Below are 23,866 nucleotides of genomic sequence, written 5' to 3'. Positions count from 1 at the left end.
CGGTCACGATCCGGGATGCGGATAGGGTCATAATTCGCCTCTGGACCGCCTGATCTCGAACCATTTGCGCACATTCTCATTATGCTGCTGATAGGTGTCGGCGAAGATATGCCCGCCCTTGCCATCCGCGACGAAATAGAGCGCCTTGGTCTCCGCAGGATGCAGCACGGCGGCGATCGACAGGCGCCCCGGATTGGCGATCGGTCCCTTGGGCAGGCCAACCATCGCATAGGTATTATAATCGTTGACTGCCGCAATCTCCGATTTGCGGATGCGGCGGCCCAGCGGCTTGCCGCGCGTGATCGGGTAGATGATGGTGGGGTCGGCCTGCAACATCATGTTGGTGCGCAGCCGGTTGCTGTAGACGCCCGCCACCATCTGCCGTTCGGACGGCAGGGCGGTTTCCTTTTCGACGATGCTGGCCAGGATGATGGCCTCTCGCGGGCTTTTGGCGACCGTGTTCGGCGCCCGTTCGGCCCATAGCTTCGCCAGTTCCTTGTCCATCGCCGCCTGCATCCGCGCCAGCACCGCCGCGCGGCTTTCGCCCTTGTCGAAGGCATAGCTGTCGGGCAGCACGCTGCCTTCCTCCGGCACATTTATGTCGCCGGTCAGCTGGTCGTTGGCCATCAGCCGCTCATGCACCAGGATGGACGGCATCCCTTCGGGGATGGTGATCAGGCGGGTCAGCGTCTTGCCGCCTTGCAGGATCGATAAAATGTCGCTGTTGCTGGCACCGGCGGGGATGACGAATTCGCCCGCCTTGATCGACTTGCTGCCGCCAAATATCTTGGCCCGCGTCAGAAAGGCGTCTGCCGACAGCACCGCGCCAGACCGCTTGAGCAGCACTGCCGCGTCCGACAGCGTCGCCCCCTCCGGCACCACGATGCTGATATCCTGTTTCGCCGGGCCTTGCTCGGTCCAGCCCGCGACGAAGCGGAAGGCGATAAAGGCAGCGACGGCCAGGCCGATCAGCAGAATGATACAGCCGAACTTCTGCATCGGATTTGCGCCGGATCGTCTCGCCATCATTACAACCGCCCAATCCGCAGCAAGAGAATATCCATTACCGCCAAATCCTCTCCTGCGAGAAGAGAACTATCGCATATGGAACGCACCTCATTCTACTTCGTCATGCTGAACTTGTTTCAGCATCCATTTCTCGTCACGAGCGGCGGCTCTTGGGGCGCGATGGATCCTGAAGCAAGTTCAGGATGACGTTGAAGAGATAACGCAAAGTCAGATGCAATTCCCCTGCCTGCAAGGGGAAGATTTCAAAACCGCCTCAGAGCGCCTTCATGATGAGCGAGGCATTGGTGCCGCCAAAGCCGAACGAATTGTTCAGCACCGCGCGCACCTTGCGCTGCTTGGCGACATGGGGAACCAGATCCACGCCCTTGCAGCTCTCGCTCGGCTCATCCAGGTTCAGCGTCGGCGGCACGATGCCATCGCGCATCGCCAGGATGCAGAAAATGCTTTCCACCGCGCCCGCGCCGCCCAGCAAATGGCCGATCGCCGATTTGGTCGAACTCATCGACATGGCACTGATCTGGTCGCCAAACAGACGACGGACCGCCCCCAGTTCCAGCTCGTCACCCAGCGGCGTCGATGTGCCATGGGCATTCACATAGTCGATATCTTCAAGGCTGAGGCCCGACTTTTTGAGCGCCATCGCCATGGAGCGGAACGCGCCGGACCCTTCGGGATGGGGCGCGGTGACGTGATAGGCGTCGCCCGACAGGCCATAGCCTACCACTTCGGCATAGATTTTCGCGCCGCGCGCCTTGGCCCGCTCATATTCCTCCAGCACGACCACGCCAGCGCCTTCGCCCATGACGAAACCGTCGCGGTTGACGTCATAGGGGCGGCTGGCGCGGGTCGGATCGTCGTTGAAGCCGGTGCTGAGCGCGCGCGCCTGCGAGAAGCCGGCGATGCCGATCGGGCAGATCGCGCTTTCCGCGCCGCCCGCCAGCATGACGTCTGCGTCGTCCATCGCGATCATCCGCGCCGCGTCGCCGATCGAATGGGCGCCGGTCGAACAGGCGGTGACGACGGCATGGTTCGGCCCCATCAGGCCATATTTGATGCTGACCTGGCCGGAGATCAGGTTGATCAGGCGGCCATGGACGAAATGCGGGCTGACCCGGCCCGGTCCCTTGTTCGCCAACACCAGCGATTCGCTTTCGATGCCCGGCAGGCCGCCAATGCCCGATCCGATCGAACACCCCGCGCGCAGCCTTTCTTCCTCGCTCATGTCGAGCAGGCCGGCATCCCGCAGCGCCTCGCTGGCCGCCGCGATGCCGAACACGATGAACAGGTCGACCTGGCGCTGGACCTTGTGGTCCACGTCCAGATTGGCGTCGAAGCCATATTCATGGTCCTTGGGCTTCACTTCGCACGCGATGCGGCACTTATAATCGGTCGGGTCGAACCGGGTTATCGTCGCCGCGCCGGATTTGGACGCGATGATGTTCTTCCAGGTGGTTTCGACATTTCCGCCAAGCGGAGTCACCATGCCAAGACCGGTTACGACGACACGACGCATATGCTAGCTCCGAAATTCCTTGTTGGCGCCTGACGTTCCTGTAGCGGCAATTGCGACAGTTGTGAACGACGCGCCAGATACGAAAAGGCTCCCCGCACCCCGGCATCACCGGACAGGAGGAGCCATTTCTCTCAACGCATTACCGGCCCACCGCCCCATGGGGGCAAGCCGCAAGACGCCTTACTGCTTGCTGTCGATATAGTCGATCGCATCCTTGACGGTGCCGATCTTCTCAGCCGCATCGTCCGGGATTTCGACGCCGAATTCTTCTTCGAACGCCATGACCAGCTCAACGATGTCGAGGCTGTCAGCGCCCAGATCGTCGATGAAGCTGGCATCCTCGGTCACCTTTTCGGCTTCAACGCCCAGATGCTCGACGACGATTTTCTTTACGCGATCCGCGGTCTCACTCATGAGTGGTCCTTCTTGACTGGTATCGTTAGTGGGTCTGAATAACTGTTAAGGCAGCCCTAGTGCCAAGCGCCGATACAGGCAAGAGGCAAGGCCGCCAAGCCCCCACATTCGCGCTTGGCCATGATTCCGCAATAAATTCGCGCTCATCGCGCCCTGGCAACGCTTCATTTACCAAAATTTCAGCGGCTTGTGGGAGGGATTGGGCCATGATCATGCCGTCAGCTCCCGACCATTTCATTACGCGCGCGCGCGTCCGGCTGACGGCGGCACTGGTTCTGGCCGCCACGATCATCGGCCTTTGCACCCTGTTTGCGACCGCCCATGGCACGGTGGATTCGCTGGGGCGACCGCTGGGGACCGACTTTTCGAACGTCTGGACCGCCGGGCAGATGGCCGATCAGGGTCGCGCGCCAGAGGCGTGGGACTGGCCAACCCAGCACGCGGTACAAAAAAAGGTGCATCATGATGACGCCATCCCCTTTTACGGCTGGCACTATCCCCCGCCCTTCCTGATCATCGCCACGCTGCTCGCGCAATTTCCCTATGTTGCGGCGCTGCTGATCTGGCAGGGATTGAGCCTGACCTTGTGCCTGGCGCTGGTGCGGCGCATCCTGCCCGATGATCGCGACGCGGTGCTGGTCGCGCTGGGCGCGCCGGTGGTGCTGGTGTGCCTGGGCCATGGGCAGAACGCTTTTCTGACCGCCAGCCTGCTTGGCGCCGGGATGCTGCTGCTGGATCGGCGGCCATGGATCGCGGGGATGCTGCTCGGCGCGCTGGTCTACAAGCCGCAATTTGCCGTGCTGATCCCCGTGCTGATCCTGGCGCGCGGCAATCTGCGCGCCTTCGTGTCGGCGGGATTGACCACGACGGCCCTGTGCCTGCTGACGCTGGCAATATGGGGATGGCCCGTATGGCATGCCTTCATCGAGTCCCTGCCGCTGACGCGCCACATCATCATAGAGGCAGGCGCTACGGGCTGGGAAAAGATCCAGAGCCCCTTCGCCGCCGTGCGCCAATGGGGCGGGTCGATCCCGGCCGCCTATGGCGCGCAGGCGATCGTCTCCGCCATCGCCATCGCGTCGGCTGCGCTGGTGGCCCGACGCGGCTCTATGGCGGTGCGCGGCGCTGCGGCCTTGAGCGCGGCTCTGCTCTGCACGCCTTATGTGCTGGATTATGATTTCGTGCTGCTGGGCGTGGCCATCGCCTTCATGATGGCGGACATGGCCAAGCGCGGCCCGCTGCGCTGGGAGCCGACATGGCTGGCCTATGCCTGGATCGCACCGCTGTTTGGCCGGGCCGTCTCTGAAATGACGCTGATCCCGGTCGACCTGATCGCCGCCATCGCCGTGCTGGCTCTGGCAACGCGGCGCGCCATCCTGCTGGACGGCGCGCTCGCAAACGTCAGATCATGGCCATTCCGCCGTTCACGTGAAGAGTTTGTCCATTAACGTAGCCCGCCTCACGGCTAGCCAGATAGACCACCGCCGCGCCAATATCGTCGCCATCGCCCAGATCGCCCGCCGGTATCTTCTGGAGGATGGCGCCCTTCTGCGCATCATTGAGCGCGTCGGTCATCGCTGACCGGATGAAGCCCGGCGCGACGCAGTTGACGGTGATGCCGCGGCTGGCCAGTTCCTGACCCAGCGACTTGGACATGCCGATAATGCCCGCCTTCGACGCGCAATAGTTGGACTGGCCCGGATTGCCGGTGACGCCGACGACCGACGTGATCGAAATGATGCGGCCAAAGCGCGCCTTCATCATCGGCTTGGCCGCCGCGCGGCAGAGGCGGAAAGCGGCCTCCAGATTGATCGCGATCACGCTCGACCATTCCTCATCCTTCATGCGCAGGATGAGGTTGTCGCGGGTGACACCGGCATTGTTGACCAGAATGTCGATCTTGCCGCCCAACGCTTCCACTGCCTGCGGCACCAGCGCATCGACCGATGCCGGGTCGCTGAGGTTGCAGACGATCGTCTTGTGATCGCCGCCCAGTTCCGCCGCAAACGCCTTGAGCTTATCCTCATTGCTGCCCGAAAGCGCGAGCGTCGCCCCCTGCGCGGCGAGCGCCGTGGCAATGGAAGAGCCAATCCCCCCAGAAGCGCCGGTCACCAGCGCGGTCATGCCTGTCAGATCGAACATGTCAGTCTCCCTTGAATGTCGGCGGGCGGCGGTCGAAAAAGGCGTCGATTGCCTCGTCATGATCCGCCGTCGCATGGGCCAGCGCCTGCATAGCGCCTGCCATTTCCAATATATGTGAAAGCTCCGCCGTCTGCGCCGCGCGCAGCAGGCGCTTGGTCATGCGGGTCGCATGGGGCGGGTTGGCGGCGATGGCGTCGGCCTGTCGGCGCGCGGTCGCCATCAAATCCTCGTCCGGCACGACTTCGCTCACCAGGCCGATGCGCAATGCTTCGGCGGCGTCGATCATCTCGCCCGTCAACGACAATTGCGATGCCTTGGAAATGCCCACAATGCGCGGCAGCAACCATGCGCCGCCATCGCCGGACACCAGTCCCAGCTTGACGAAACTTTCGGCAAAACGCGCCGACTGGCCAGCAATCCGCACGTCGCACATGCAGGCCAGGTCCAGTCCAGCACCGATCGCAGGGCCGTTGACCGCCGCGATCACCGGCAGTTCGATCGCCTGAAACAGGAGGGGCAGGCGCTGGATACCCGCGCGATAGTTGCGCCGTGTCTGCGCGGGCAATCCGGCACGCAGTCCGCCAGCGTCAGGCCGCATCGCGTTCAGGTCTCCGCCCGACGAAAAGGCACTGCCCGCCCCGGTCAGGATCGCGACATGGATGGAAATGTCGCGATCCGCCGCTTCGAACAGATCGCACAGCGCGTCGACCATCGTCGGGTCGGAAATCGGGTTGCGCCGGTCGGGCTGGTTCAGCGTGACCGTCAGCACCGGCCCATCACGCTGGGTGAGGACCGCGCTCATAGCGATGCCAGCGCGGCCTCTATGTCATCCATCGTCACGACGCTGCGTACGGTGGCGTCCGGTGCGATGCGCTTGACCATCGGTCCCAGCACCTTGCCGCCCAGTTCGACAAATTCGGTGACGCCCGCTTCCCACATGGCGGCAACGGATTCGCGCCAGCGCACCCGGCCCGTCACCTGCTCGACCAGCCGCGCGCGAATCTCGTCCGGGTCGGCGATCGGCGCGGCCAGCACATTGGCATAGACCGGCAGCAGCGGCGCGTTGATCACCGCCCCGGCCAGCGCTTCCTGCATGGCGTCGGCCGCCGGCTGCATCAGCGGGCAATGGAAGGGCGCGGATACCGGCAACAGCACACCGCGCTTGATGCCATGATCCTTGACCATCGCCACCGCCCGCTCGATCGCGCCGCGATGACCGGAAATGACCACTTGCGAGGGATCATTGTCATTGGCGACGGTGCAGACCTCATCCTGCGCCGCGGCGTCGGCCAGCGCCTGCGCCTTTTCCATATCCGCCCCCAGCAGCGCGGCCATCGCGCCTTCGCCCACCGGCACGGCCGCCTGCATGGCCTGACCGCGCAGCTTGAGCAGCCGCGCGGTGGTGCCGATGTCGAACGCCTCCGCCGCGCACAGCGCGCTATATTCGCCCAGACTGTGCCCCGCGACATAATCGCCCTTGTCGCTCAGCGAAAAGCCGCCCTCCCGCTGCATCACCCGCAGCGTCGCAAGCGCGTTGGCCATGATCGCGGGCTGGGCGTTTTCGGTAAGGGTCAGGTCGCTTTCCGGACCTTCGACCATGATGTGGAACAAATGCTGCGACAGCGCGTCATCGACTTCCTGAAACAGCTCAAGCGCGGCAGGGCTGGCATCGGCCAGCGCCTTGCCCATGCCGACCGACTGGCTGCCCTGCCCTGGAAATAGAAAAGCCCGCATTCATCATCCCCTGACCCAAGCGCTGTAAAAAAGCGCGTAATTCCAATGGTGTTACACTTTGTGACATAAATAGCATTGAGGCATACACATGTCTGCGGCAGGCAGGCATACGACACCATGCCCCCTTCACGGGGGACTGACGACGGCCCCTTTAACGATGACGGAGTGCTAGGAAAAGGTGCGATATCGCATTGTCTGGATCACGGGAACGGCGCTTGCCCTCTCCGCCTGCGCGGCGGGACCGGGCTATCGCGCGCCGCAACCTGCCGCGCTCGGCATCCCCGCCACCTATGATCAGGGCAGCGGCGCTCCCGTCAGCGACGCGGACCTCGCCCAATGGTGGACACGCCTGAACGATCCCGCCTTGTCCACGCTGATCGATACCGCCGTCACCGCCAATCTCGACATAGTGCAGGCGCAGGCCCGGTTGCGGCAGGCGCGGGAATCGCTGGTCCAGGCCAATGCGTCCTTCCTGCCTCAACTCAGCGGATCGGCCAGCGGCGGCAAGAATTACCGCAGTCAGGCTGGCGGCACCCGCACCGACAGCAGCGGCAATGTCATCAGCCTCGGGTCCAGCAACTGGTCGAGCAGCTATTCGGCAGGCGCGAACGCCAGTTGGCAGATCGACCTGTTCGGCGAACTGCCGCGCAGCGCGCAAGCGGCGCGCGCGGACCTGGCGGCATCGGGCTATGATCTGGCAACGGTGCGGATGACGATCATCTCCGAACTGGTGACGAACTATGTGCAGGCGCGGCTGGCGCAGGAACAGCTGCGCATCGCCCGCGACAGTCGGCAGGTGCAGCAGGACAATTATGACATTGCCCGCTGGCGCTTGCAGGCGGGCCTCGTCTCCTCGCTCGACGAGCAGCAGGCGCGCGCGCAACTGGCGCAGACCAGCGCGTCGATCCCGCAGATCGAAGCCAGCCTGCGCGGCAGCCTCAATCGCATCGCGGTGCTGACCGGGCAGGCGCCGGGCGCCGCCACCCGTGCGCTTGAAACGCCCGCGCCTATTCCGACCGCCGCGATCGACATCGCCACCGGCATTCCCGCCGACACGCTGCGCCAGCGGCCCGACGTGCGCAGCGCCGAACGCACGCTCGCCGCCGCCACCGCGCGGATCGGCGTGGCGCAGGCGCGGCTGTATCCCTCGCTTGGCATCAACGGCAATATCGGCACCACCTCCAACGCATTCAAAGATCTGTTCAGCCTGATCACGGGCGGCGTGTTCGCCAATGTCGCGCAGACCATTTTCGACGGGGGCCGCCTCGCCTCCCAGGTACGAGCGCAGAAGGCGGTGACCGATGGCGCGTTCGCGGCATACAAGCAAAGCGTGCTTGGCGCGCTGGAGGATGTCGAAAATGCGATGGCGGCGCTCAGCAGCGCACGGCTGCGCAAGGCGGAGTTCGCCACCGCCTATGACGCGTCGAACAACGCCGCGATCCTGGCGCGCAGCCAGTATCAGGCGGGCCTCACCGACTTCCAGACCTTGTCCAACAGCGAATCCACCCTTTTGAATGCGCGCAACAGCCTGGCTGGCGCGCAATCGGACGAAATCCTTGCCCTCGCCCAGCTCTACAATGCGCTGGGCGGCGGCTGGCAGAGCATGGAAAGCCGCCCCTGATGAGCAATGACACCACCACCGATCCGGCGCTGGACGAATTTCTGGGGGCAAAGCCTGCCAGGCCATGGCGCAAATGGGCCGTGCGCGGTGCAATCGGCGGCGGCCTGCTGCTGCTCGTGCTGCTTGTCAGCCGTTGTTTCGCGGGCGAGGATCAGCCCAGTTATGCGACGCGCGAAGTGCGCCAGGGCGACCTGACCGTCAGCGTTTCGGCCACCGGCAATCTGCGTCCCGTCAATCAGGTCGATGTCGGGTCGGAACAATCGGGAAAGATCACCGCCGTCTATGTCGATGTGAATGACCGGGTCGTGAAGGGCCAGCGTCTCGCCGAACTCGATACGCGGCGTCTGGTGGACGCAGTGAACCAGAACCGGGCACAAGTCGCGGCGGCGCAGGCGCAGGTCTCGCAGGCGCAGGCGCAGGTCGCGCTGGCCAAGGCGACGCTGGACCGTCAGCTTAACGTGTTCCAGCTGTCGGGCGGCAAGGTACCGGCGAAAACCGAAATCGATTCGGCCCGCGCCAATTATGAGGGCGCGCTGGCCACGCTGCGATCGACGCTGGCGCAGGTGGATGTCTCCCGCGCGCAGCTGTCGTCGGCGCAGACCAACCTGACCATCGCCCAGATCGTGTCGCCAGTGAACGGCGTCGTCCTGTCGCGCGACATCGAACCGGGCCAGACCGTCGCCGCCTCGCTCAACGCCCCGGTCCTCTTCACCCTGGCCGAAGACCTGACCCAGATGGAGGTCGAAGTTTCGGTCGATGAGGCTGATGTGGGTCAGGTGAAGGAAGGCCAGAGCGCGACCTTCGCGGTCGACGCTTTTCCCGGCCGCAATTTCCCGGCGAAGGTCACGCGGGTCAATGTCGGGTCGAACAGCGCCAGCACCGCGTCGTCATCCACGACCAGCACGGCCAGCAGCTCGTCCGGCACCGTCGTCGCCTACACTGCCGTGCTGAGCGTCAACAACAGCGATGAAACGCTGCGCCCCGGCATGACGGCAACCGCCGACATCGTGACGCAGGAATTGCGCAACGTGCTGCTCGTCCCCAACGCCGCATTGCGTTTTAAGCCAAGCGCGGGCGCCGGCCGGGGTGGCGGCATCACCAGCACGCTCATTCCCCGCCGCCGCGGCAATCGCCCCACCCGCGAAGTCAGCTTCGGCGCGGGCAGCAGCCAGACTGTCTATGTCGTGGGCGAAGACGGCAAGCCCAAGGCGATACAGGTCGTCGTCGGCGCCAGCGACGGGTCGCGTACTGTCATCACCGGGGGCGACCTGAAACCGGGCATGCGCGTCATCACCGGGCAATTGGCGGCGGGCCAGGAACCGCCAGCCGAAGATCAGGCGCGCACCGGCGCGGACCAGCGCGCGCCACGCAAGGACAGCGTGCCGCGCAACCCGGCGACCGACGGCACGCCCGCGACCGTGGGCAAGCTAGGCAATTCGGGCGACGCCGCGCCGCAAACCGCCCCCGTGACGGCCAAGCCCTGATCGCCATGCCTGCGGACCCCATCATCACCCTGCGCGGCGTCACCAAAATCTACGGTAGCGGTGCGACCGAATTTCAGGCGTTGAAGGGCATAGACCTCGACATCGCGCAGGGCGATTTCGTCGCGGTCATGGGGCCGTCCGGTTCCGGCAAATCGACGACGATGAACATTCTTGGCTGCCTCGACGTGCCATCGGGCGGCGAATTCCTGTTCAAGGGCCATCATGTCGAACGGCTCGACCGCGACCAGCGCGCGCTGCTCCGCCGCCGCTATCTCGGCTTCGTGTTTCAGGGGTTCAACCTGCTGTCCCGCACCAGCGCGCTCGAAAATGTCGAACTGCCCCTGCTCTATCGTGGCGAAGACAAAAAGACCCGTTACGAACTGGGGATGGCCGCGCTCGACAAGGTCGGCCTCAAACAATGGTGGGATCATACACCCGCCGAACTGTCCGGCGGCCAGCAACAGCGCGTCGCCATCGCCCGTGCCATCGTCACCAGTCCCGACGTGCTGCTGGCCGACGAACCGACCGGCAATCTCGATTCCGAACGATCGGTCGAAATCATGGAATTGCTGACCGACCTCAACCGGAACAGCGGCATCACCGTGCTGATGGTGACCCACGAACCCGACATGGCGGCCTTTGCCCGCACCATCGTGCATTTTCGCGACGGGCTGGTCGAACGGATCGAAAAGGGGCTGGCGGCGTGAGTTGCGTACAGTTCAAACCTTCTCCCCGGGGGGAGAAGGATACACAGCCTTGCCCGCGCAGCGGGCTAGGCGAAGTTGGAAGAGGGGGCCGGACGCAGCCTTTGGCTCTTCCCCTCTCCCAGCTACGACTAGGCAGCAAGCTGCCAAGTCTCCGCATCCCTCTCCCCGCTGGGGAGAGGAAAGGATCATCATGCTAGGCACCACCGTCATCCTCGCCTTCCGGGCGATCAACCGGCACAAGCTGCGCAGCTTCCTGACGACGCTGGGCATCATCATCGGTGTCGCCGCCGTCGTCACCATGGTGACTCTGGGCAATGGCGCGACGGCGGCCGTGCGCGAACAGATTAGTTCGCTGGGCGCCAATGTGCTGCAACTGCGGCCCGGCCAGGGCTTTGGCCGCGGCGGCGGCGGGCCGCGCCCGCCTGACTTCAAGCCCGCCGATCTGACCGCGATCGAAAACCAGCTGACCGGCGTTCGCGCGGTTGCGCCCATGGCCCAGTCGAGCGGCACCGCCATTTATGAAGGCAATAACTGGTCCACCACCATCTATGGCACCACTGCCGCCTATTTCGAGGTGCAAAGCTGGAAGCTGACCAGCGGTCGGCTGTTCATGCCGGAAGAGGAACAAGCCGGGCGCCCGGTCTGCATCATTGGCAATACGGTACGCACCAACCTGTTCCAGAATGCCGATCCGATTGGCCAGCGGATGCGGATCAAGGGCGTGTCTTGCCAGGTGATCGGCGCACTCGCGACGCGGGGCCAGGGCGGCTTTGGCGATCAGGACGACGTCGTCGTCATGCCGATCAAATTCGTCCAGCGCCGATTCACCGGCAATCGCGACATCAGCCAGATCATGATCGCGGTGGACGATGCCTATGACACATCCACCGTACAGAACAGCCTGGAAGACCTGATGCGCGAACGACGCCAGATCAAGGCAGGCAGCGAGGATAATTTCAACGTATTCGACACCAAGCAGATCAGCGACACGCTGACCGGCACCACCACCATCCTGACGCAAATTGTTGGCGCTGTGGCGGCCATATCCCTGCTGGTCGGCGGTATCGGCATCATGAACATCATGCTGGTCTCCGTAACCGAACGCACCCGCGAAATCGGCATCCGCCTCGCCATCGGGGCGGTCGCGGGCGAAGTGCTGATGCAGTTTCTGGTCGAAGCGATCGTGCTGTCCTGCCTTGGCGGGGTGATCGGCCTCTTCCTCGCCCTCATCGCCTCCTGGTCCATAGCGCCGCTGATGCAGGTGCCCTTCATGTTCGATGTGAAGGTCAATCTGATCGCCTTCATCTTTTCCGCCGTCATTGGCGTGGTGTTCGGCTATTTCCCTGCCCGCCGCGCCGCCGCGCTCAACCCCATCGACGCGCTGCGCCACGAATAGCGCTGAGCGGCCCGACCGGCGCCCACCTGAAAAAGGGGCGCCGCAGGCTGCACAGATGAACGGACATTCATCTTTAATCTCAATCTGTTACAATTTCCGACACTCTTTGCCCTTCCGCGACACATGTCTGCGACAAGCGCCGCCTATCTCTGTTCTCGACGCCGCAGAGGGCGCCCGAACACGGCAAAGGAGCAAGACATGTTCAAGAAGATCCTCATGACGCTGGCCACCACCACCCTGGTCGCCAGCCCGATCATCAGCAGCCAGGCACAGGCGCAGGCCTATGGCCAGCCGCATCGTCAGGAACAGACCCGCACGGTCGTCAAGCAAAAGCCCAATGGCCGCACCGTGGTCAAGCAGCGGACGGTGGTTCGCAAGGATGTGCGCAACAACCGCTACGCTGCCTCGCACCATCGCTGGGCGAAGGGCCAGCGTTTCGACCGGCGCCAGGCGACCAACTATCGCGTTATCAACAATTATCGCGGCTATCGCCTGAACGCCCCGCCGCGCGGCTATCAGTGGGTCCAGTCGGGTAACGACGCGGTGCTGATCGCCATCACCAGCGGCCTGATCGGCGCGGTCATCGGCAACGCGATCCGCTAAGCCAGTCCATCCTCTTCATGCCCCAGGGATCTCTCCTCCCCTGGGGCATTTTTGCGTGCCCGCTTTCCCTGACACAGGTTAAATACCCGAAATTAACGGCTTGCCCGGCACAAGTCCTAGGGTGGGGTGCGGATCGGGAACGGCCATGTCATTATATCAGATCATGTATATCAGCACCGTCACCGGGACGGTAACGCCCGACGACTGCGCCACCATCGCGCGCGAAGCCGCCGTCCGCAATCGGCGGGACGATGTGACCGGCCTGCTATTGTTCAACTCGCGCCGCTTCCTCCAGGTACTGGAAGGTCCAAAGGACGCGGTAGAGCGCATTTTTGCCCGTATCTATGACGACAGCCGTCATCGCGGCGTGGTCAAGCTGCGCGAGGGCGCGATCGTGGCGCGCGAATTTGGGCAATGGGCCATGGCCTATGACGACCCTTGTCGCCCGTCCGACAGTCTGAAGGATATGGTCGCCGCCTTGCTGATCAGCGCCGGACCATCGACCAGCGCCCATTTCCTGGGATCGGCCGAACTGCATCGCCCGGCCGCCTGATCCGGCCAGACCAGTCCTTTCAGACCAGTCCGGTCAGATAATAGACCGCAATGACGATGAACACCGTCACAGTCTTGATCAGCGTCAGCGCGAAAATATCCTTATAGGCCTGCCTATGGGTCAGGCCCGTCACCGCCAGCAAGGTGATGACAGCGCCATTGTGCGGCAGGCTGTCCATGCCCCCCGAAGCCATCGACGCGACCCTGTGCAGCACTTCGCGTGATATGCCCGCGGCATCGCCCGCAGCGATGAACTGGTCCGCCATCGCCGCCAGCGCGATCGACAGCCCGCCGGATGCCGACCCGGTAATCCCCGCCAGCGACGTGACGGTAATCGCTTCGTTGATCAGGGGATCGGGGATGGCGCGCAAGGCTTCCTTGACGATCAGGAAACCGGGCAGCGCCGCGATCACTGCGCCAAAACCATATTCGACCGCCGTGTTCATCCCCGCCAGCAGGGCGCCGCCGACCGCCGCCTTCGATCCTTCGGCAAAACGCTTCGCCACCGTCCGATAGGCAAACGCTAATATCGTTGCGATGCCCATCAGCAACGCGCCCTCGACGGCCCAGAGCGCCGACACCTGCGCCACCTTGACCTCGACCGGCTCGGCCATGCCGACCAGCGACAGGGTGATGACATCACCGCTCACCCAGCGCGGGATCGCCATGGTCAGCAGCAGATTGCCGACCCCCACGATCAGCAACGGGAGCAGCGCCACCAGCGGATGCACCGTGACCGAAGCGTCCACCGGCTCCGGCTCGTTCACCAGCGTTTCCGGCGCGCCATAGCCCTCCCCCGCCGCCATCATCGCGCGCCGCCGCCAGCCCAGATATGTCAGCCCCATCGCCGCGATACAGGCCGACCCGATCAGCCCCAGCACCGGCGCGGCCCAGGACGTTGTGCCAAAAAAGCTGGTCGGAATGATATTCTGGATCTGCGGCGTGCCGGGCAGCGCATCCATGGTAAAGGTGATCGCCCCCAGCCCGATCGTCGCCGGGACCAGCCGCTTGGGGATGTCGGCGCGGCGGAACATTTCGGCGGCGAAGGGATAGACGGCGAACACCGCCACGAACACCGACACCCCGCCATAGGTCAGCAGCGCGGTGACCGCCATGATCGCCGGAATCGCCCGCCCTGCCCCGACAATGCCGATCACCGCCGTCACGATCGCGCGGGAAAAGCCGGAAATCTCGACCAGCTTGCCGAACAAGGCGCCCAGCAGGAACACGGGAAAATAGAGTTTGAGGAAACTCGCCACCTTTTCCATGAACAGCCCGGAAAAGGCGGCGGGGACAGCCGCGGGATCGGTCAGCAACACCGCCAGCATCGCCAGCAATGGCGCCATGATGATGACGCTCATCCCCCGATAGGCGGCGATCATCAGCAGGATCAATGATAGTGCTGCAATTCCGACCGCCACGGCCTACCCTCCAAATCCGTTCGCGCCGAGTGAAGTCGAAGCGCTCCGCTGTACGCAGTGAAGCGCCCTCGCTACGCGCAGGCAAGGGCTTCGACAAGCTTCGCCCGAACGCTCTGTGCCGAACGATGGTTTCGCAACGCCCCCCTTGCCTTTCCCCCGCCTTTGCCCCATAGGCGCGCCTTCGCATCGGACCAGAGGTGACTCGGCCCGCTTGCGAAGCATGAAAGACGATAGCCGGAGGGGCGTTCCACATGGGGTGGGCGTCAGCAATCGGCCAACAGAAGAAGGTAGCATCATGGCTCTTTACGAGCATGTGTTCCTTGCGCGCCAGGATCTGGCACAGGCGCAGGTGGACGCTCTGGCGGAAAACGCCACCAAGATCGTGGAAGAAAATAACGGCAAGGTTACCAAGATCGAAACTTGGGGCCTGCGTTCGCTCGCCTACAAGATCGCCAAGAACCGCAAGGCTCACTATGTGATGCTGAACATCGACGCCCCCGGCGGCGTGATCGCGGAACTGGAGCGCCAGACGCAGATCAACGAAGACATCATCCGCTACATGACCGTCAAGGTCGATGAGCTGGAAGCTGGCCAGTCGGTCATGATGCGCAAGCAGGACCGCCCCGACCGTGGCGATCGCGGCCCCCGTGGTGACCGCGGCGATCGTGGTCCGCGCGAAGATCGTGGCGACCGTGGCCCGCGCCGCGAAGAAGCCGCTGGCGAATAAGGAGATCTAGATCATGGCACGCCCATTTTTCCGCCGCCGCAAGAGCTGCCCCTTCGCTGCGAAGGATGCGCCGAAGATTGACTATAAGGACGTCCGTCTGCTCCAGGGCTTCGTGTCCGAACGCGGCAAGATCGTCCCCAGCCGCATCACGGCCGTTTCGGCCAAGAAGCAGCGCGAACTGTCCCAGGCCATCAAGCGCGCCCGTCATCTGGGCCTGCTGCCCTACATCGTGAAGTAAGGGAGTAAGCCCCATGGAAATCATTCTGCTCGAACGTGTCGAGAAGCTCGGCGCCATCGGCGACGTCGTAACCGTCAAGGACGGCTACGCCCGCAACTTCCTGCTGCCCAACAAGAAGGCGCTGCGTTCCAACAGCGCCAACAAGAAGCTGTTCGAAGCCAACCGCGCCAAGATCGAGGCCGACAACGCCGCTCGCCGTTCGGACGCCGAAGCAGCCGCCGGCAACGTCGATGGCACGCAGATCATCCTGATCCGCCAGTCGTCCAACGCTGGCGCGCTCTATGGTTCGGTTGCGGTTCGCGACATCATTGAAGCGCTGCAGGCACAGGGCATCACCAACGTCACCAAGGCGATGGTCGTTCTGGAACGCCCGATCAAGACGCTCGGCGTGTTCGACGTCAAGGTCGCGCTGCACCCCGAAGTCGCCGTCACCATCAAGGTGAACGTGGCGCGTTCGCCTGAAGAGGCCGACCTGCAAAGCCAGGGCGTCGACGTCATGGCCGACCTGTTCGAAAAGGACGAAGCCGGCTTCACCGAAGATTATGATCCCAACGCTGAACCCGGCGATCTCGCCGCGCTCACCGAAGAAGCCCCGGCCGAAGAAGAAGCCTGAGCTTTCGTCAGAGATCAAACAGAAAAGCCGCCCCGTAACGGGCGGCTTTTTTGTTGCGGTCGTGCCAGTTGCAGACCGGATATTGGCGCGATGACCGAATCTTATCCTCCCCTTGCAGGGGCGGGAAACTGCATATGACTTTTCGTTATACCCCGACGTCATCCTGAATTTATTTCAGGATCCATCGTGCCCAAAAACCGCCGCTTGAGACGAGAAATGGATGCTGAAATAAATTCAGCATGACGGAGAGATGCCGCGAAAGGTCATGTGCAATTCGCCTCCCCTTGCAGGGGAGAATTTTTGATGCCGGATTTACAGCCGCCTTATTCCGCCTCTTCGACCGGCGCGCCCGGCCCGTTCTTCAGCACGGACTCGATCGCGTTTTTCGCGCCGGCCTTGCTGCTATAGCCTTCGGTCCAGAAGATCGTTTCGCTATTATATTTGAACTTGGCGACAAACTCGCCGGCCTTGTTCTTCTCGATCACGAACTTGTGCGCCATGTACCGTTCTCCAGATTCGTTTCGTCAGCGAAACCGGGTCGGAGAATAGGCATCCGCATCAATGCCTGCAACGCTTTCCGGCGGGGCTTCCCCGCGCAGCCGGGCGGCCGCCAGCAACGCGGCGGCGGGCGCGGTCTGGATGCCGAAACCGCCCTGCCCGGCGAACCAGAAAAAGCCCGGCCTATCGGGGTCGAACCCATATACCGGGGCACGGTCGGGCGCGAAGCTGCGCAGGCCCGCCCAGACATGCTCGACCCGCGCGATCGGCCAGTCGACCGCCTTTTCGAACCGCGCGATCGCTTCCGCCACCGCCAGTTCTTCAGGCGCAGCGTCGCACGGGGGCGATGGCGCTTCGTCATGCGGGGTCAGCCAGACGCGCCCCTGCCCTTCCGGCTTGAAATAGAATTGCCCGGCCAGATCCATGATCAGCGGCAGGTCGGGCGATGGCATGGATGGCACGCCCAATTGCACCACCGTCCGCCGCAACGGGGTCAAGCCGATCGGCGCGACGCGGCTGGCGCGCGCCACATCGTCTGCCCATGCCCCCGCCGCATTGATCAGGATCGCGCAGGCGATCACCCCGTCCGGCGTCTCCACCTGCCAGCCACCACCCACGGCGCGCGCCGCACATAGCCGCGTCGCCAGCCGCACTTCGCCGCCGCGCCGCCGGAACTGGCGCAAATAGGCCTGATGCAGCGCAGCCACGTCAATATCCTGACAACTCGCCTCCATGACGCCCATGGTCCAGTCCGGCCGTAACCCCGGCACCAGCGCGGCAGGATCGACAGGCTCCAGCACCACCTTGCCCGCAAATTCCGCCATCAGCGCATCGCGATGCCCTTCATCACCGGTCCGTCCGACATGCAATGTGCGCCGCGGCGACAGGAAGCTGCCGTCATGAAAGTCAGGGTCCGGAACGCTCAGCAACGGCCCCGAAGCGGTCGTCAAAGGCTGTACCGCCGCGCCGCCATAGGTTTCTTCCCAGAACGCCACGGATCGGCCAGTGGCGTGATAGCCGGCCCGATCCTCCATCTCCAGCAGCAGGACACGCGCCTCTCCCGCCAGTTCCGCGCCCAGGCTGGCCCCGGCCATGCCACCGCCCACAATAACGATATCGGGATGGCTCACGCCGCCATCTCGTCCAGAAAGGCGTCGATCCGCCGCAGCGCATCCAGCCGGACAGGATCGAGTTCGCGCAATATCTCATGCGCGGCCTCTCGCCCATAGACATGCAGTCGCGCACCGGGAATCCGCGCGGCGACGCGGCGGATCGCCGGGGTGGACACCAGTTGGTCAGCGCGAGTCGCCAATATCAGCAGCGGCACGGCAAGCCGCGCCAATGCATCACTCTCCGCCAGCGCCCGCGTCGATTCCAGCGCCTGACTGACCCAGGTCCAGCTTGGTGGCCCCAGCGCAATGTCGCGGCTATGGTCGCGCCACCATAGTTCGTCGGCATAGCGGTCCGGGTCATGGGTCAGCCGCTTCTGCCGTATGCGTCGCTGCCGTTCGGACCCTTCCTTCTGCGTCCACGCCTGCCGCGCGCCTTGGCCCAGACACAGCATCGCCCGCGCCACGGCCACGGCCAGCCATCGCGGCAAGGGCGCGCTATGCACGTCCAGCATCGGCGCGACCGTCACCGCGGCATCGGGCGCTGGCATCCCTTCGGCCAGCGCGCGCAGCAGCAAATGCCCGCCCATGCTGTGCGCCACCATCGCATATGGCCCGTCTCCTTCCGCGCGCCAGTCGGCCGCCAGCGCCTTCAGGTCCGTGATCCAGTCGGCAAAATCGCCGATATGGCCAGTCATCGGATCGTCGGTCAGCCGACCCGACCCACCCTGCCCGCGCCAGTCGAATGTGGTGACCGCCCATCCGCGTTCGGCCCAATGGTGGACCACCTCCAGATATTTTTCGATCATGTCGCCGCGCCCGCCCAGCACCAGCATCCGGCCCCGCGTTCCATCGCCCAGTTGATAGCGGCGGATCGGCCAGCCGTCGGGGGCGCTCCAATAGTCCAGCCGCCCGCCCATCGGCCAGGCGCGGCGGTCAAAGGATGGCGTGGTGAAGCGGGGCGAATCCATGCGGGCCATGGTTACGGTTTGGTAAGCCATCGGGTCTAGGGTCAAATCCCATGACGGGGGAATATTTCAAAATCATATTGCTCTGCGCCCTTGGCGCACTGCTGATCGCGGCAGCGGTCACCGATTTGCGTGCGCGCATCATCTCCAACCGGCTCAATCTGGCGGTCGCGGCCCTCGCGCCGCTCTGGTGGCTGGCTAACGGCTATGCGCTCTGGCCCGACATGGCGGTGCAACTGCTGGTCGGCGCCGCCATCTTCACCCTGTTCGCCGCGCTGTTCGCGCTCGGCATGATGGGTGGCGGCGACGTGAAGCTGCTGACCGCGCTGGCGCTGTGGTTCCCGTGGCAGGCGATATTGTCGCTGGTCGTGCTGATGGCGCTGCTGGGCGGCGTGGTCACGCTGGTCACCGTCATCCACCACAAGATGACCCACAGGCTGGGACAACCTGAAATTCCCTATGGCGTGGCGATTTCCCTCGCGGCGCTGTGGCTGCTGCCGTGGCCAACGATATTTTAACCAATTTACGTGATGAGTGAAGCACTGGGGGCAGTGCTCCCATTACAGGGAGGCGAATTTCGTCATGGATGCCAAGAAAATCGTGCTGCTGGTAGGAGCGCTTATCATAGCGGTCACTACGGCCTTGCTTGCCCGCAGCATGTTGAGCTCCTCCAGCGCACCGCAGGTCAATGCTGCGTCGATGCCCGTGGAGGCCGATCAGCCCCATGTGCTGGTCGCGACCAAGGCTTTGCCGGTTGGCACCATCTTGGATGCTGAAAGCTTCCGCTTCCAGCCCTGGCCCAAGGATCTGATCGAACAGGCCTATTATCTCAAGGGTCAGGCCGATCCGGCGAAACTGGCAGGCAGCGTAGTACGCACCGCCATTTCCGCCGGACAGCCGCTGACCCAGGGTGGCCTGGTCAAGCCCGGCGATCGCGGCTTCCTGGCCGCAGCGCTTGGCGCAGGGATGCGCGCGGTCACCGTTCCCGTCTCGGCGCAAAGCTCGGTCGCGGGCTTCGTGTTTCCTGGCGACCGCATCGACCTGGTCCTGACGCAAAGCGTTGCGGGCGGTGGCGATGGCGAAGCGCTCAAAGTCTCCGAAACCATCCTGCGCAACCTGCGCGTCCTTGCCACTGACCAGCGGATGGACGCGATGGGCGCGGACGGCAAGCCGGAAGTACGTACCTATTCCAACGTCACGATCGAAGTGACGCCCAAGATCGCGGAAAAGATCGCGGTTGCCCAGACCATCGGCTCCCTGTCGATGTCGCTGCGCTCGATCGCCGATACCGCGTCTGATCTGGACGCTGCCATTGCCGGTGCCGATGTCGATCTGCCCGATGGCGCCAGCCCGAACGCGGAAAAGGCGATCATCGCCAAGATCGCGTCGCGCCCCATTGATCGCGGCTCCACCTATTCGACCGGCGCCGACGTGTCGCGCTACCAGCGCAGCTCGGTCCCGGCCAAGGCCGAAAACGGCGCGGCGATGGCTGGCACCGGCGCCCAGATTACCGCACCGGCTGCCGTCAGAGGCCCGGTCATCCGCGTCGCCCGCGGCACCAACGTGACCGAAGTTCCGGTCGGGGGGAAGTAAGATGAAGTCGATGCTCCAGATGTCCGGGCGCAAGGTCGCCGGACCCGCGATCGCGCTCGGCCTTGCCGTCGCCATGACGGCCGTGCCCGGAACGGCCGTCAACGCCGCGCCGTCCAGCGCACAGGACAATGCGATCCTCATGTCGGTCGGCGGCAGCCGTGTCGTCAACCTGGGCGCCAAGATGTCCGACGTGGTGATCGGCGATCCCGAAGTGGTCGACGTCCATGTCCGCTCGCAGAACCAGCTTTACCTGATTGCCAAGAAGGCAGGCGAAACCACCGTGTTCGCCACCGCCCCCAACGGCAAGGTGCTGTTTTCCGGCACGGTTCGTGTCGGCAACAACCTGACCAGCATCGATGACATGCTCCGCCTGGCGATGCCCGGCGCGAACATCGCGGTCAACAAGATGAACGGCATGGTCCTGCTGACCGGCACCATTCAGGCGCCCGAAGATGCCGCCGAAGCCGAACGGCTGACGCAGGCCTTCGTCGGCAAGGAAACCACCGTGGTCAGCCGCCTGCGCATGGCTACGCCGTTGCAGGTGATGCTCCAGGTCAAGATTTCCGAAGTCGCCAAGGATGTCGGTCATAAGATCGGCACGAATTTCGCCAGCGTCGATGGCAGCGGCGGGAAGGTTGCCGGCAACATTGGTGGCGGCACGCGAAACTTTGCCGATTATACTCGTGGCACCGCAACGACGCCTGGCTACTGGACATTCAACAATGTGACGGACGGCAGCTACAGCCTTGGCGGCGTTGCCCGCATATTGGGCATGGACATTGCCGGTGCGCTGGACCTCGCCGAATCGAGCGGCCTTGCCACCACGCTGGCGCAGCCCAACCTGACCGCGCTGTCGGGTGAAACCGCCAGCTTCCTGGCGGGCGGCGAATATCCCTACACGGTCAGCAATGGAACGCAGGGCAACAGCATCGAATTCAAGCAATATGGCGTGCAGCTGGCCTTCACGCCGACGGTGCTGGCCGATGGCCGCATTTCGCTGCGCGTCCGTCCGACCGTTTCCAGCCTCGATTTCACGCTGAACGCCAACGTCCCTGCGCTGAAGAGCCGCACCGCCGAAACCACGGTGGAGCTGGGTTCGGGTCAGGCCTTCATGATTGCGGGCCTGCTCAACAATGAAACCAGCAACGGCATCAACAAGGTGCCGGGCATCGGCAACCTGCCAATCCTGGGCAGCCTGTTCAAGTCGCGCCAGTTCCAGCGCAGCGAAACCGAACTGGTCATCGTCGTCACCCCCTATCTGGTGAAGCCGATGAACGCATCGGACGTGCGCCTGCCGACCGACGGCTTCCGCAACGCCAATATCGGTCAGGGGTTGCTGCTTGAGCAGGGCAATGACGGGATCAGTGGCAAGCGCGGCGAAATGCCGCGCCGCGCGCCCGGATCGCCCACGCCGGTTACCCCCGGCCCGCAGGCGTCCGCCGCCGCGCCGGTCGCAAAGCCGGGCAAGCCCGGCAAAGCTGCCCCCGGTTTCAGCTTCTGACGGAAGGACCAAAGACATGACCTATCTGTCCGCCAAGACTCTCACCGCCCTCGCCATATTGGCGCTGCCGCTCGCTGGCTGTGTCACTGACAGCCCCAATCGCAGCGTCGAATCGGTGCATCAGCCGGTTGTCAGCTATGCCGCCTACACGTTCGACGTGCAGGCCAGCGGCGACTCGCTGTCCGCCTATGAAGCAGGCCGTCTCAACGACTGGTTCGCCTCGATCGGGCTTGGCTATGGCGATCAGGTCGCGATCGTCACGGATGCTGGCTATTACAGCCCCGGCATTCGCGAGGGCATCGCGGATGTCGTCGCCCGTCACGGCCTGCTGGTCGCAGAGGATAGTTCCGCCGCCGCTGGCGATGCGCCCCAGGGCAGCGTCCGCCTGATCGTGCGCCGCGCCACCGCCAGCGTCCCTGGCTGCCCCGACTGGAGCAGCAAGCAGGAAACCGACATGAATCTGGGCACCACGTCCAATTTCGGCTGCGGCACCAACAGCAATCTGGCCGCGATGGTCGCCAATCCCGAAGACCTCGTCCGGGGTCAGGGCACCGACAGCAATCTGCGTACGGCCACGTCGAACCGCGCCATTTCCACCTATCGCGACAAACCGCCAACGGGCGCTGGCGATCTCAAGCAGATGTCAGCAGGAGGCCAGTAACATGAACGCCCCATGGAAACCCGGTTTCACTGGTCAGCGTGATCCGTTTCACGCCTTCGTCTGCGACGATCACAGCTATGATCTGATCCGTTCGGTGTGCGCCGAACTGGGCTGGGCACCGGAAAAGGTGAACAAGGGCGGGATGCGCAACGCAGTCCAGAGCCTGTCGATCACTGCATCGCCGCAAATCCTGTTCGTCGATATGTCCGAAAGCGGCGATCCGCTCAACGACATCAACAGTCTGGCGGAAGTGTGCGAACCCGGCACCGTCGTGATCGCGGCGGGCCAGGTCAATGACGTGCGCCTCTATCGCGATCTGGTGGCCAGCGGCATTCAGGATTATCTGCTCAAGCCATTTGGCGCCGACCAGTTGCGCGACGCGCTGGCCAATGCGCAGGCCGTGTTCATGGCCCCGCGCGACGCTGCGCCCGAACGCCCGCACATGACCGTTGCGGTCATCGGCACGCGCGGCGGCGTGGGCGCGTCCAGCATCGCCACCTCGCTGGCATGGATGCTGTCGGACAAGAAGAAGCGTCCGACCGCCTTGCTCGACCTCGACGTCCATTTCGGCACCAATGCGCTGGCGATGGACCTGGAACCGGGGCGTGGCCTGACCGACGCGATCGACAATCCCAGCCGCATCGACGGCCTGTTCATCGAACGCGCCATGGTGCGGGCGAGCGACACGCTGGCGATCCTGTCTGCCGAAGCGCCCATCAGCCAGCCGATGATGACCGATGGCGGCGCCTTCTATCAACTGCTGGAAGAATTCCGGCAGGTGTTTGAATGCAGCGTCGTCGATCTGCCGCGCAACATGCTGATCCAGCATCCGCATCTCATGACCGACGCGCAAGTCACGCTGGTCGTGACCGAACTGACGCTGGCGGCGGCACGCGACACGATCCGCATCCTGTCCTGGCTCAAGAGCAACGCACCGCAATCGCGTGTGCTGGTGGTCGCCAACCGCGTCCATCCCGGCTCGCCCGAAATCAGCCGCAAGGATTTCGAAACCTCGATCGAACGCAAGGTCGACGTCCTCATCCCGTTCGACCTGCGGATTGGCGCGCAGGCGGCAAAGCTCGGCAAGACATTGGCCGAAGCCGCCAAGGGCAGCAAGGTCGGCGCAGCCTGCACCGCCCTGCTCGACCAGGTGCTTGGCGCGGCCGATGCGGGCGAGGGCGCCACCGGCGCTGCGGCACCGCGCAAGAAGGGCGACTCCCTGCTCGGCAAGATCGGCGACTTCCGCAACATGATGCCCTCACGCCGCAAGGCCAAGACGGCCGCACTGGAAGATTGATCGCGTCCGCCGCCTGACCGGGCGGCGGCGCTGACTGGGGAATAG

General features: G+C 64.0%; 24 protein-coding genes and 1 pseudogene. 15 read left to right on the top strand and 10 right to left on the bottom strand.

Features of this window, described 5'->3' with window-relative positions; genetic code table 11:
- Positions 1-27: 27 nt before the first annotated feature.
- From mltG to IWY39_RS17235, 3 genes are all read right to left on the bottom strand, one after another.
- A complete protein-coding gene (gene mltG, locus IWY39_RS17245; RefSeq protein ID WP_107123764.1) occupies positions 28-999 on the bottom strand; it encodes an endolytic transglycosylase MltG in 972 nt (323 codons plus the stop codon).
- A gap of 283 nt (positions 1,000-1,282) precedes the next feature.
- Complete coding sequence (gene fabF / locus IWY39_RS17240; RefSeq protein WP_017182084.1) at positions 1,283-2,542, bottom strand: beta-ketoacyl-ACP synthase II; 1,260 nt, start codon at positions 2,540-2,542, stop codon at positions 1,283-1,285.
- A gap of 180 nt (positions 2,543-2,722) precedes the next feature.
- Positions 2,723-2,956: an acyl carrier protein gene (locus tag IWY39_RS17235; RefSeq protein WP_006950224.1), complete on the bottom strand. Its 234-nt coding sequence runs from the start codon at positions 2,954-2,956 to the stop codon at positions 2,723-2,725.
- Between the two features lie 206 nt (positions 2,957-3,162).
- Here IWY39_RS17235 and IWY39_RS17230 point away from each other — a divergent pair, with 206 nt between their 5' ends.
- Entirely contained in the window at positions 3,163-4,404 is a 1,242-nt protein-coding gene (locus tag IWY39_RS17230) for a glycosyltransferase family 87 protein (RefSeq protein ID WP_107123639.1), read from the top strand.
- On the opposite strand, the gene fabG is transcribed toward IWY39_RS17230, so the two are convergent.
- Genes fabG through fabD form a run of 3 tightly spaced genes read right to left on the bottom strand, consistent with a single transcriptional unit; the run spans position 4,358 to position 6,832 of the window.
- Positions 4,358-5,098, bottom strand: a complete 741-nt coding sequence (fabG, locus tag IWY39_RS17225) for a 3-oxoacyl-[acyl-carrier-protein] reductase (protein ID WP_107123640.1) — start codon at positions 5,096-5,098, stop codon at positions 4,358-4,360. The two genes, IWY39_RS17230 and fabG, sit on opposite strands and share 47 nt — an antisense overlap.
- 1 nt (position 5,099) lies before the next feature.
- Positions 5,100-5,900, bottom strand: coding sequence for a crotonase/enoyl-CoA hydratase family protein (locus IWY39_RS17220; RefSeq protein ID WP_107123641.1), 801 nt, complete (start codon positions 5,898-5,900; stop codon positions 5,100-5,102).
- Positions 5,897-6,832: an ACP S-malonyltransferase gene (fabD, locus tag IWY39_RS17215; RefSeq protein ID WP_107123642.1), complete on the bottom strand. Its 936-nt coding sequence runs from the start codon at positions 6,830-6,832 to the stop codon at positions 5,897-5,899. Before fabD ends, IWY39_RS17220 begins: the two co-directional genes overlap by 4 nt.
- Positions 6,833-7,010: 178 nt before the next feature.
- Between fabD and IWY39_RS17210 the strand changes: the two genes are divergently transcribed.
- The 6 genes from IWY39_RS17210 (at position 7,011) to IWY39_RS17185 (ending at position 13,196) form a co-directional block, all read left to right on the top strand.
- Positions 7,011-8,453, top strand: a complete 1,443-nt coding sequence (locus tag IWY39_RS17210; RefSeq protein ID WP_107123643.1) for an efflux transporter outer membrane subunit — start codon at positions 7,011-7,013, stop codon at positions 8,451-8,453.
- The gene (locus tag IWY39_RS17205; protein ID WP_107123644.1) at positions 8,453-9,937 is read left to right on the top strand and encodes an efflux RND transporter periplasmic adaptor subunit; all 1,485 of its coding nucleotides are present in this window, start codon (positions 8,453-8,455) and stop codon (positions 9,935-9,937) included. The genes IWY39_RS17210 and IWY39_RS17205 overlap by 1 nt, the downstream gene beginning before the upstream one ends.
- Before the next feature lie 5 nt (positions 9,938-9,942).
- The gene (locus IWY39_RS17200; RefSeq protein WP_017182077.1) at positions 9,943-10,644 is read left to right on the top strand and encodes an ABC transporter ATP-binding protein; all 702 of its coding nucleotides are present in this window, start codon (positions 9,943-9,945) and stop codon (positions 10,642-10,644) included.
- A gap of 190 nt (positions 10,645-10,834) precedes the next feature.
- A complete protein-coding gene (locus IWY39_RS17195; RefSeq protein ID WP_107123645.1) occupies positions 10,835-12,040 on the top strand; it encodes an ABC transporter permease in 1,206 nt (401 codons plus the stop codon).
- A 198-nt stretch (positions 12,041-12,238) separates the two neighbouring features.
- Positions 12,239-12,643: an RcnB family protein gene (locus tag IWY39_RS17190; RefSeq protein ID WP_017182075.1), complete on the top strand. Its 405-nt coding sequence runs from the start codon at positions 12,239-12,241 to the stop codon at positions 12,641-12,643.
- Positions 12,644-12,788: 145 nt separating this feature from the next.
- Positions 12,789-13,196 carry a BLUF domain-containing protein gene (locus IWY39_RS17185; protein ID WP_229380574.1) on the top strand — a complete coding sequence of 136 codons (408 nt, stop codon included), beginning with the start codon at positions 12,789-12,791 and terminating at the stop codon, positions 13,194-13,196.
- Positions 13,197-13,215: 19 nt separating this feature from the next.
- Here IWY39_RS17185 and IWY39_RS17180 read toward each other — a convergent pair whose 3' ends face one another.
- Positions 13,216-14,616: a GntP family permease gene (locus IWY39_RS17180; protein WP_107123647.1), complete on the bottom strand. Its 1,401-nt coding sequence runs from the start codon at positions 14,614-14,616 to the stop codon at positions 13,216-13,218.
- A gap of 295 nt (positions 14,617-14,911) precedes the next feature.
- On the opposite strand from IWY39_RS17180, the gene rpsF reads away from it, so the two are divergent.
- From rpsF to rplI, 3 genes are read left to right on the top strand one after another with little or no spacing between them, the layout of a single operon-like run.
- Complete coding sequence (rpsF, locus tag IWY39_RS17175) at positions 14,912-15,343, top strand: 30S ribosomal protein S6 (RefSeq protein ID WP_017182072.1); 432 nt, start codon at positions 14,912-14,914, stop codon at positions 15,341-15,343.
- A 13-nt stretch (positions 15,344-15,356) separates the two neighbouring features.
- Positions 15,357-15,581, top strand: coding sequence for a 30S ribosomal protein S18 (gene rpsR / locus IWY39_RS17170; RefSeq protein WP_006950194.1), 225 nt, complete (start codon positions 15,357-15,359; stop codon positions 15,579-15,581).
- A 13-nt stretch (positions 15,582-15,594) separates the two neighbouring features.
- Positions 15,595-16,194, top strand: a complete 600-nt coding sequence (rplI, locus tag IWY39_RS17165; RefSeq protein ID WP_017182071.1) for a 50S ribosomal protein L9 — start codon at positions 15,595-15,597, stop codon at positions 16,192-16,194.
- 323 nt (positions 16,195-16,517) lie between these two features.
- Here the strand turns inward: rplI and IWY39_RS17160 are convergent, their stop codons facing one another.
- Genes IWY39_RS17160 through IWY39_RS17150 form a run of 3 tightly spaced genes read right to left on the bottom strand, consistent with a single transcriptional unit; the run spans position 16,518 to position 18,781 of the window.
- Positions 16,518-16,694 carry a YegP family protein gene (locus IWY39_RS17160; RefSeq protein ID WP_017182070.1) on the bottom strand — a complete coding sequence of 59 codons (177 nt, stop codon included), beginning with the start codon at positions 16,692-16,694 and terminating at the stop codon, positions 16,518-16,520.
- A 24-nt stretch (positions 16,695-16,718) separates the two neighbouring features.
- Complete coding sequence (locus tag IWY39_RS17155; protein WP_107123648.1) at positions 16,719-17,822, bottom strand: NAD(P)/FAD-dependent oxidoreductase; 1,104 nt, start codon at positions 17,820-17,822, stop codon at positions 16,719-16,721.
- Complete coding sequence (locus IWY39_RS17150) at positions 17,819-18,781, bottom strand: alpha/beta fold hydrolase (protein ID WP_181316581.1); 963 nt, start codon at positions 18,779-18,781, stop codon at positions 17,819-17,821. Before IWY39_RS17150 ends, IWY39_RS17155 begins: the two co-directional genes overlap by 4 nt.
- Positions 18,782-18,822: 41 nt before the next feature.
- On the opposite strand from IWY39_RS17150, the pseudogene IWY39_RS17145 reads away from it, so the two are divergent.
- The 5 genes and pseudogenes from IWY39_RS17145 (at position 18,823) to IWY39_RS17125 (ending at position 23,821) form a co-directional block, all read left to right on the top strand.
- Positions 18,823-19,300: pseudogene (locus IWY39_RS17145) on the top strand (A24 family peptidase).
- A gap of 51 nt (positions 19,301-19,351) precedes the next feature.
- Positions 19,352-20,362, top strand: coding sequence for a Flp pilus assembly protein CpaB (cpaB, locus tag IWY39_RS17140; protein WP_107123650.1), 1,011 nt, complete (start codon positions 19,352-19,354; stop codon positions 20,360-20,362).
- Between the two features lies 1 nt (position 20,363).
- Positions 20,364-21,863: a type II and III secretion system protein family protein gene (locus IWY39_RS17135; protein WP_107123651.1), complete on the top strand. Its 1,500-nt coding sequence runs from the start codon at positions 20,364-20,366 to the stop codon at positions 21,861-21,863.
- Between the two features lie 16 nt (positions 21,864-21,879).
- The gene (locus IWY39_RS17130) at positions 21,880-22,524 is read left to right on the top strand and encodes a CpaD family pilus assembly protein (RefSeq protein WP_017182065.1); all 645 of its coding nucleotides are present in this window, start codon (positions 21,880-21,882) and stop codon (positions 22,522-22,524) included.
- 1 nt (position 22,525) lies between these two features.
- Positions 22,526-23,821 (top strand): pilus assembly protein CpaE, encoded by a 1,296-nt coding sequence (locus IWY39_RS17125; RefSeq protein ID WP_107123652.1) that lies wholly within the window; start codon positions 22,526-22,528, stop codon positions 23,819-23,821.
- Positions 23,822-23,866 lie beyond the last annotated feature (45 nt).

Source organism: Sphingobium sp. JAI105 (assembly GCF_015752145.1).
Taxonomy (GTDB): Bacteria; Pseudomonadota; Alphaproteobacteria; order Sphingomonadales; family Sphingomonadaceae; genus Sphingobium; species Sphingobium xenophagum.
The sequence above is the reverse complement of the archived record's forward strand: the minus strand, read 5'-3'. Positions and strand labels throughout refer to the sequence as shown.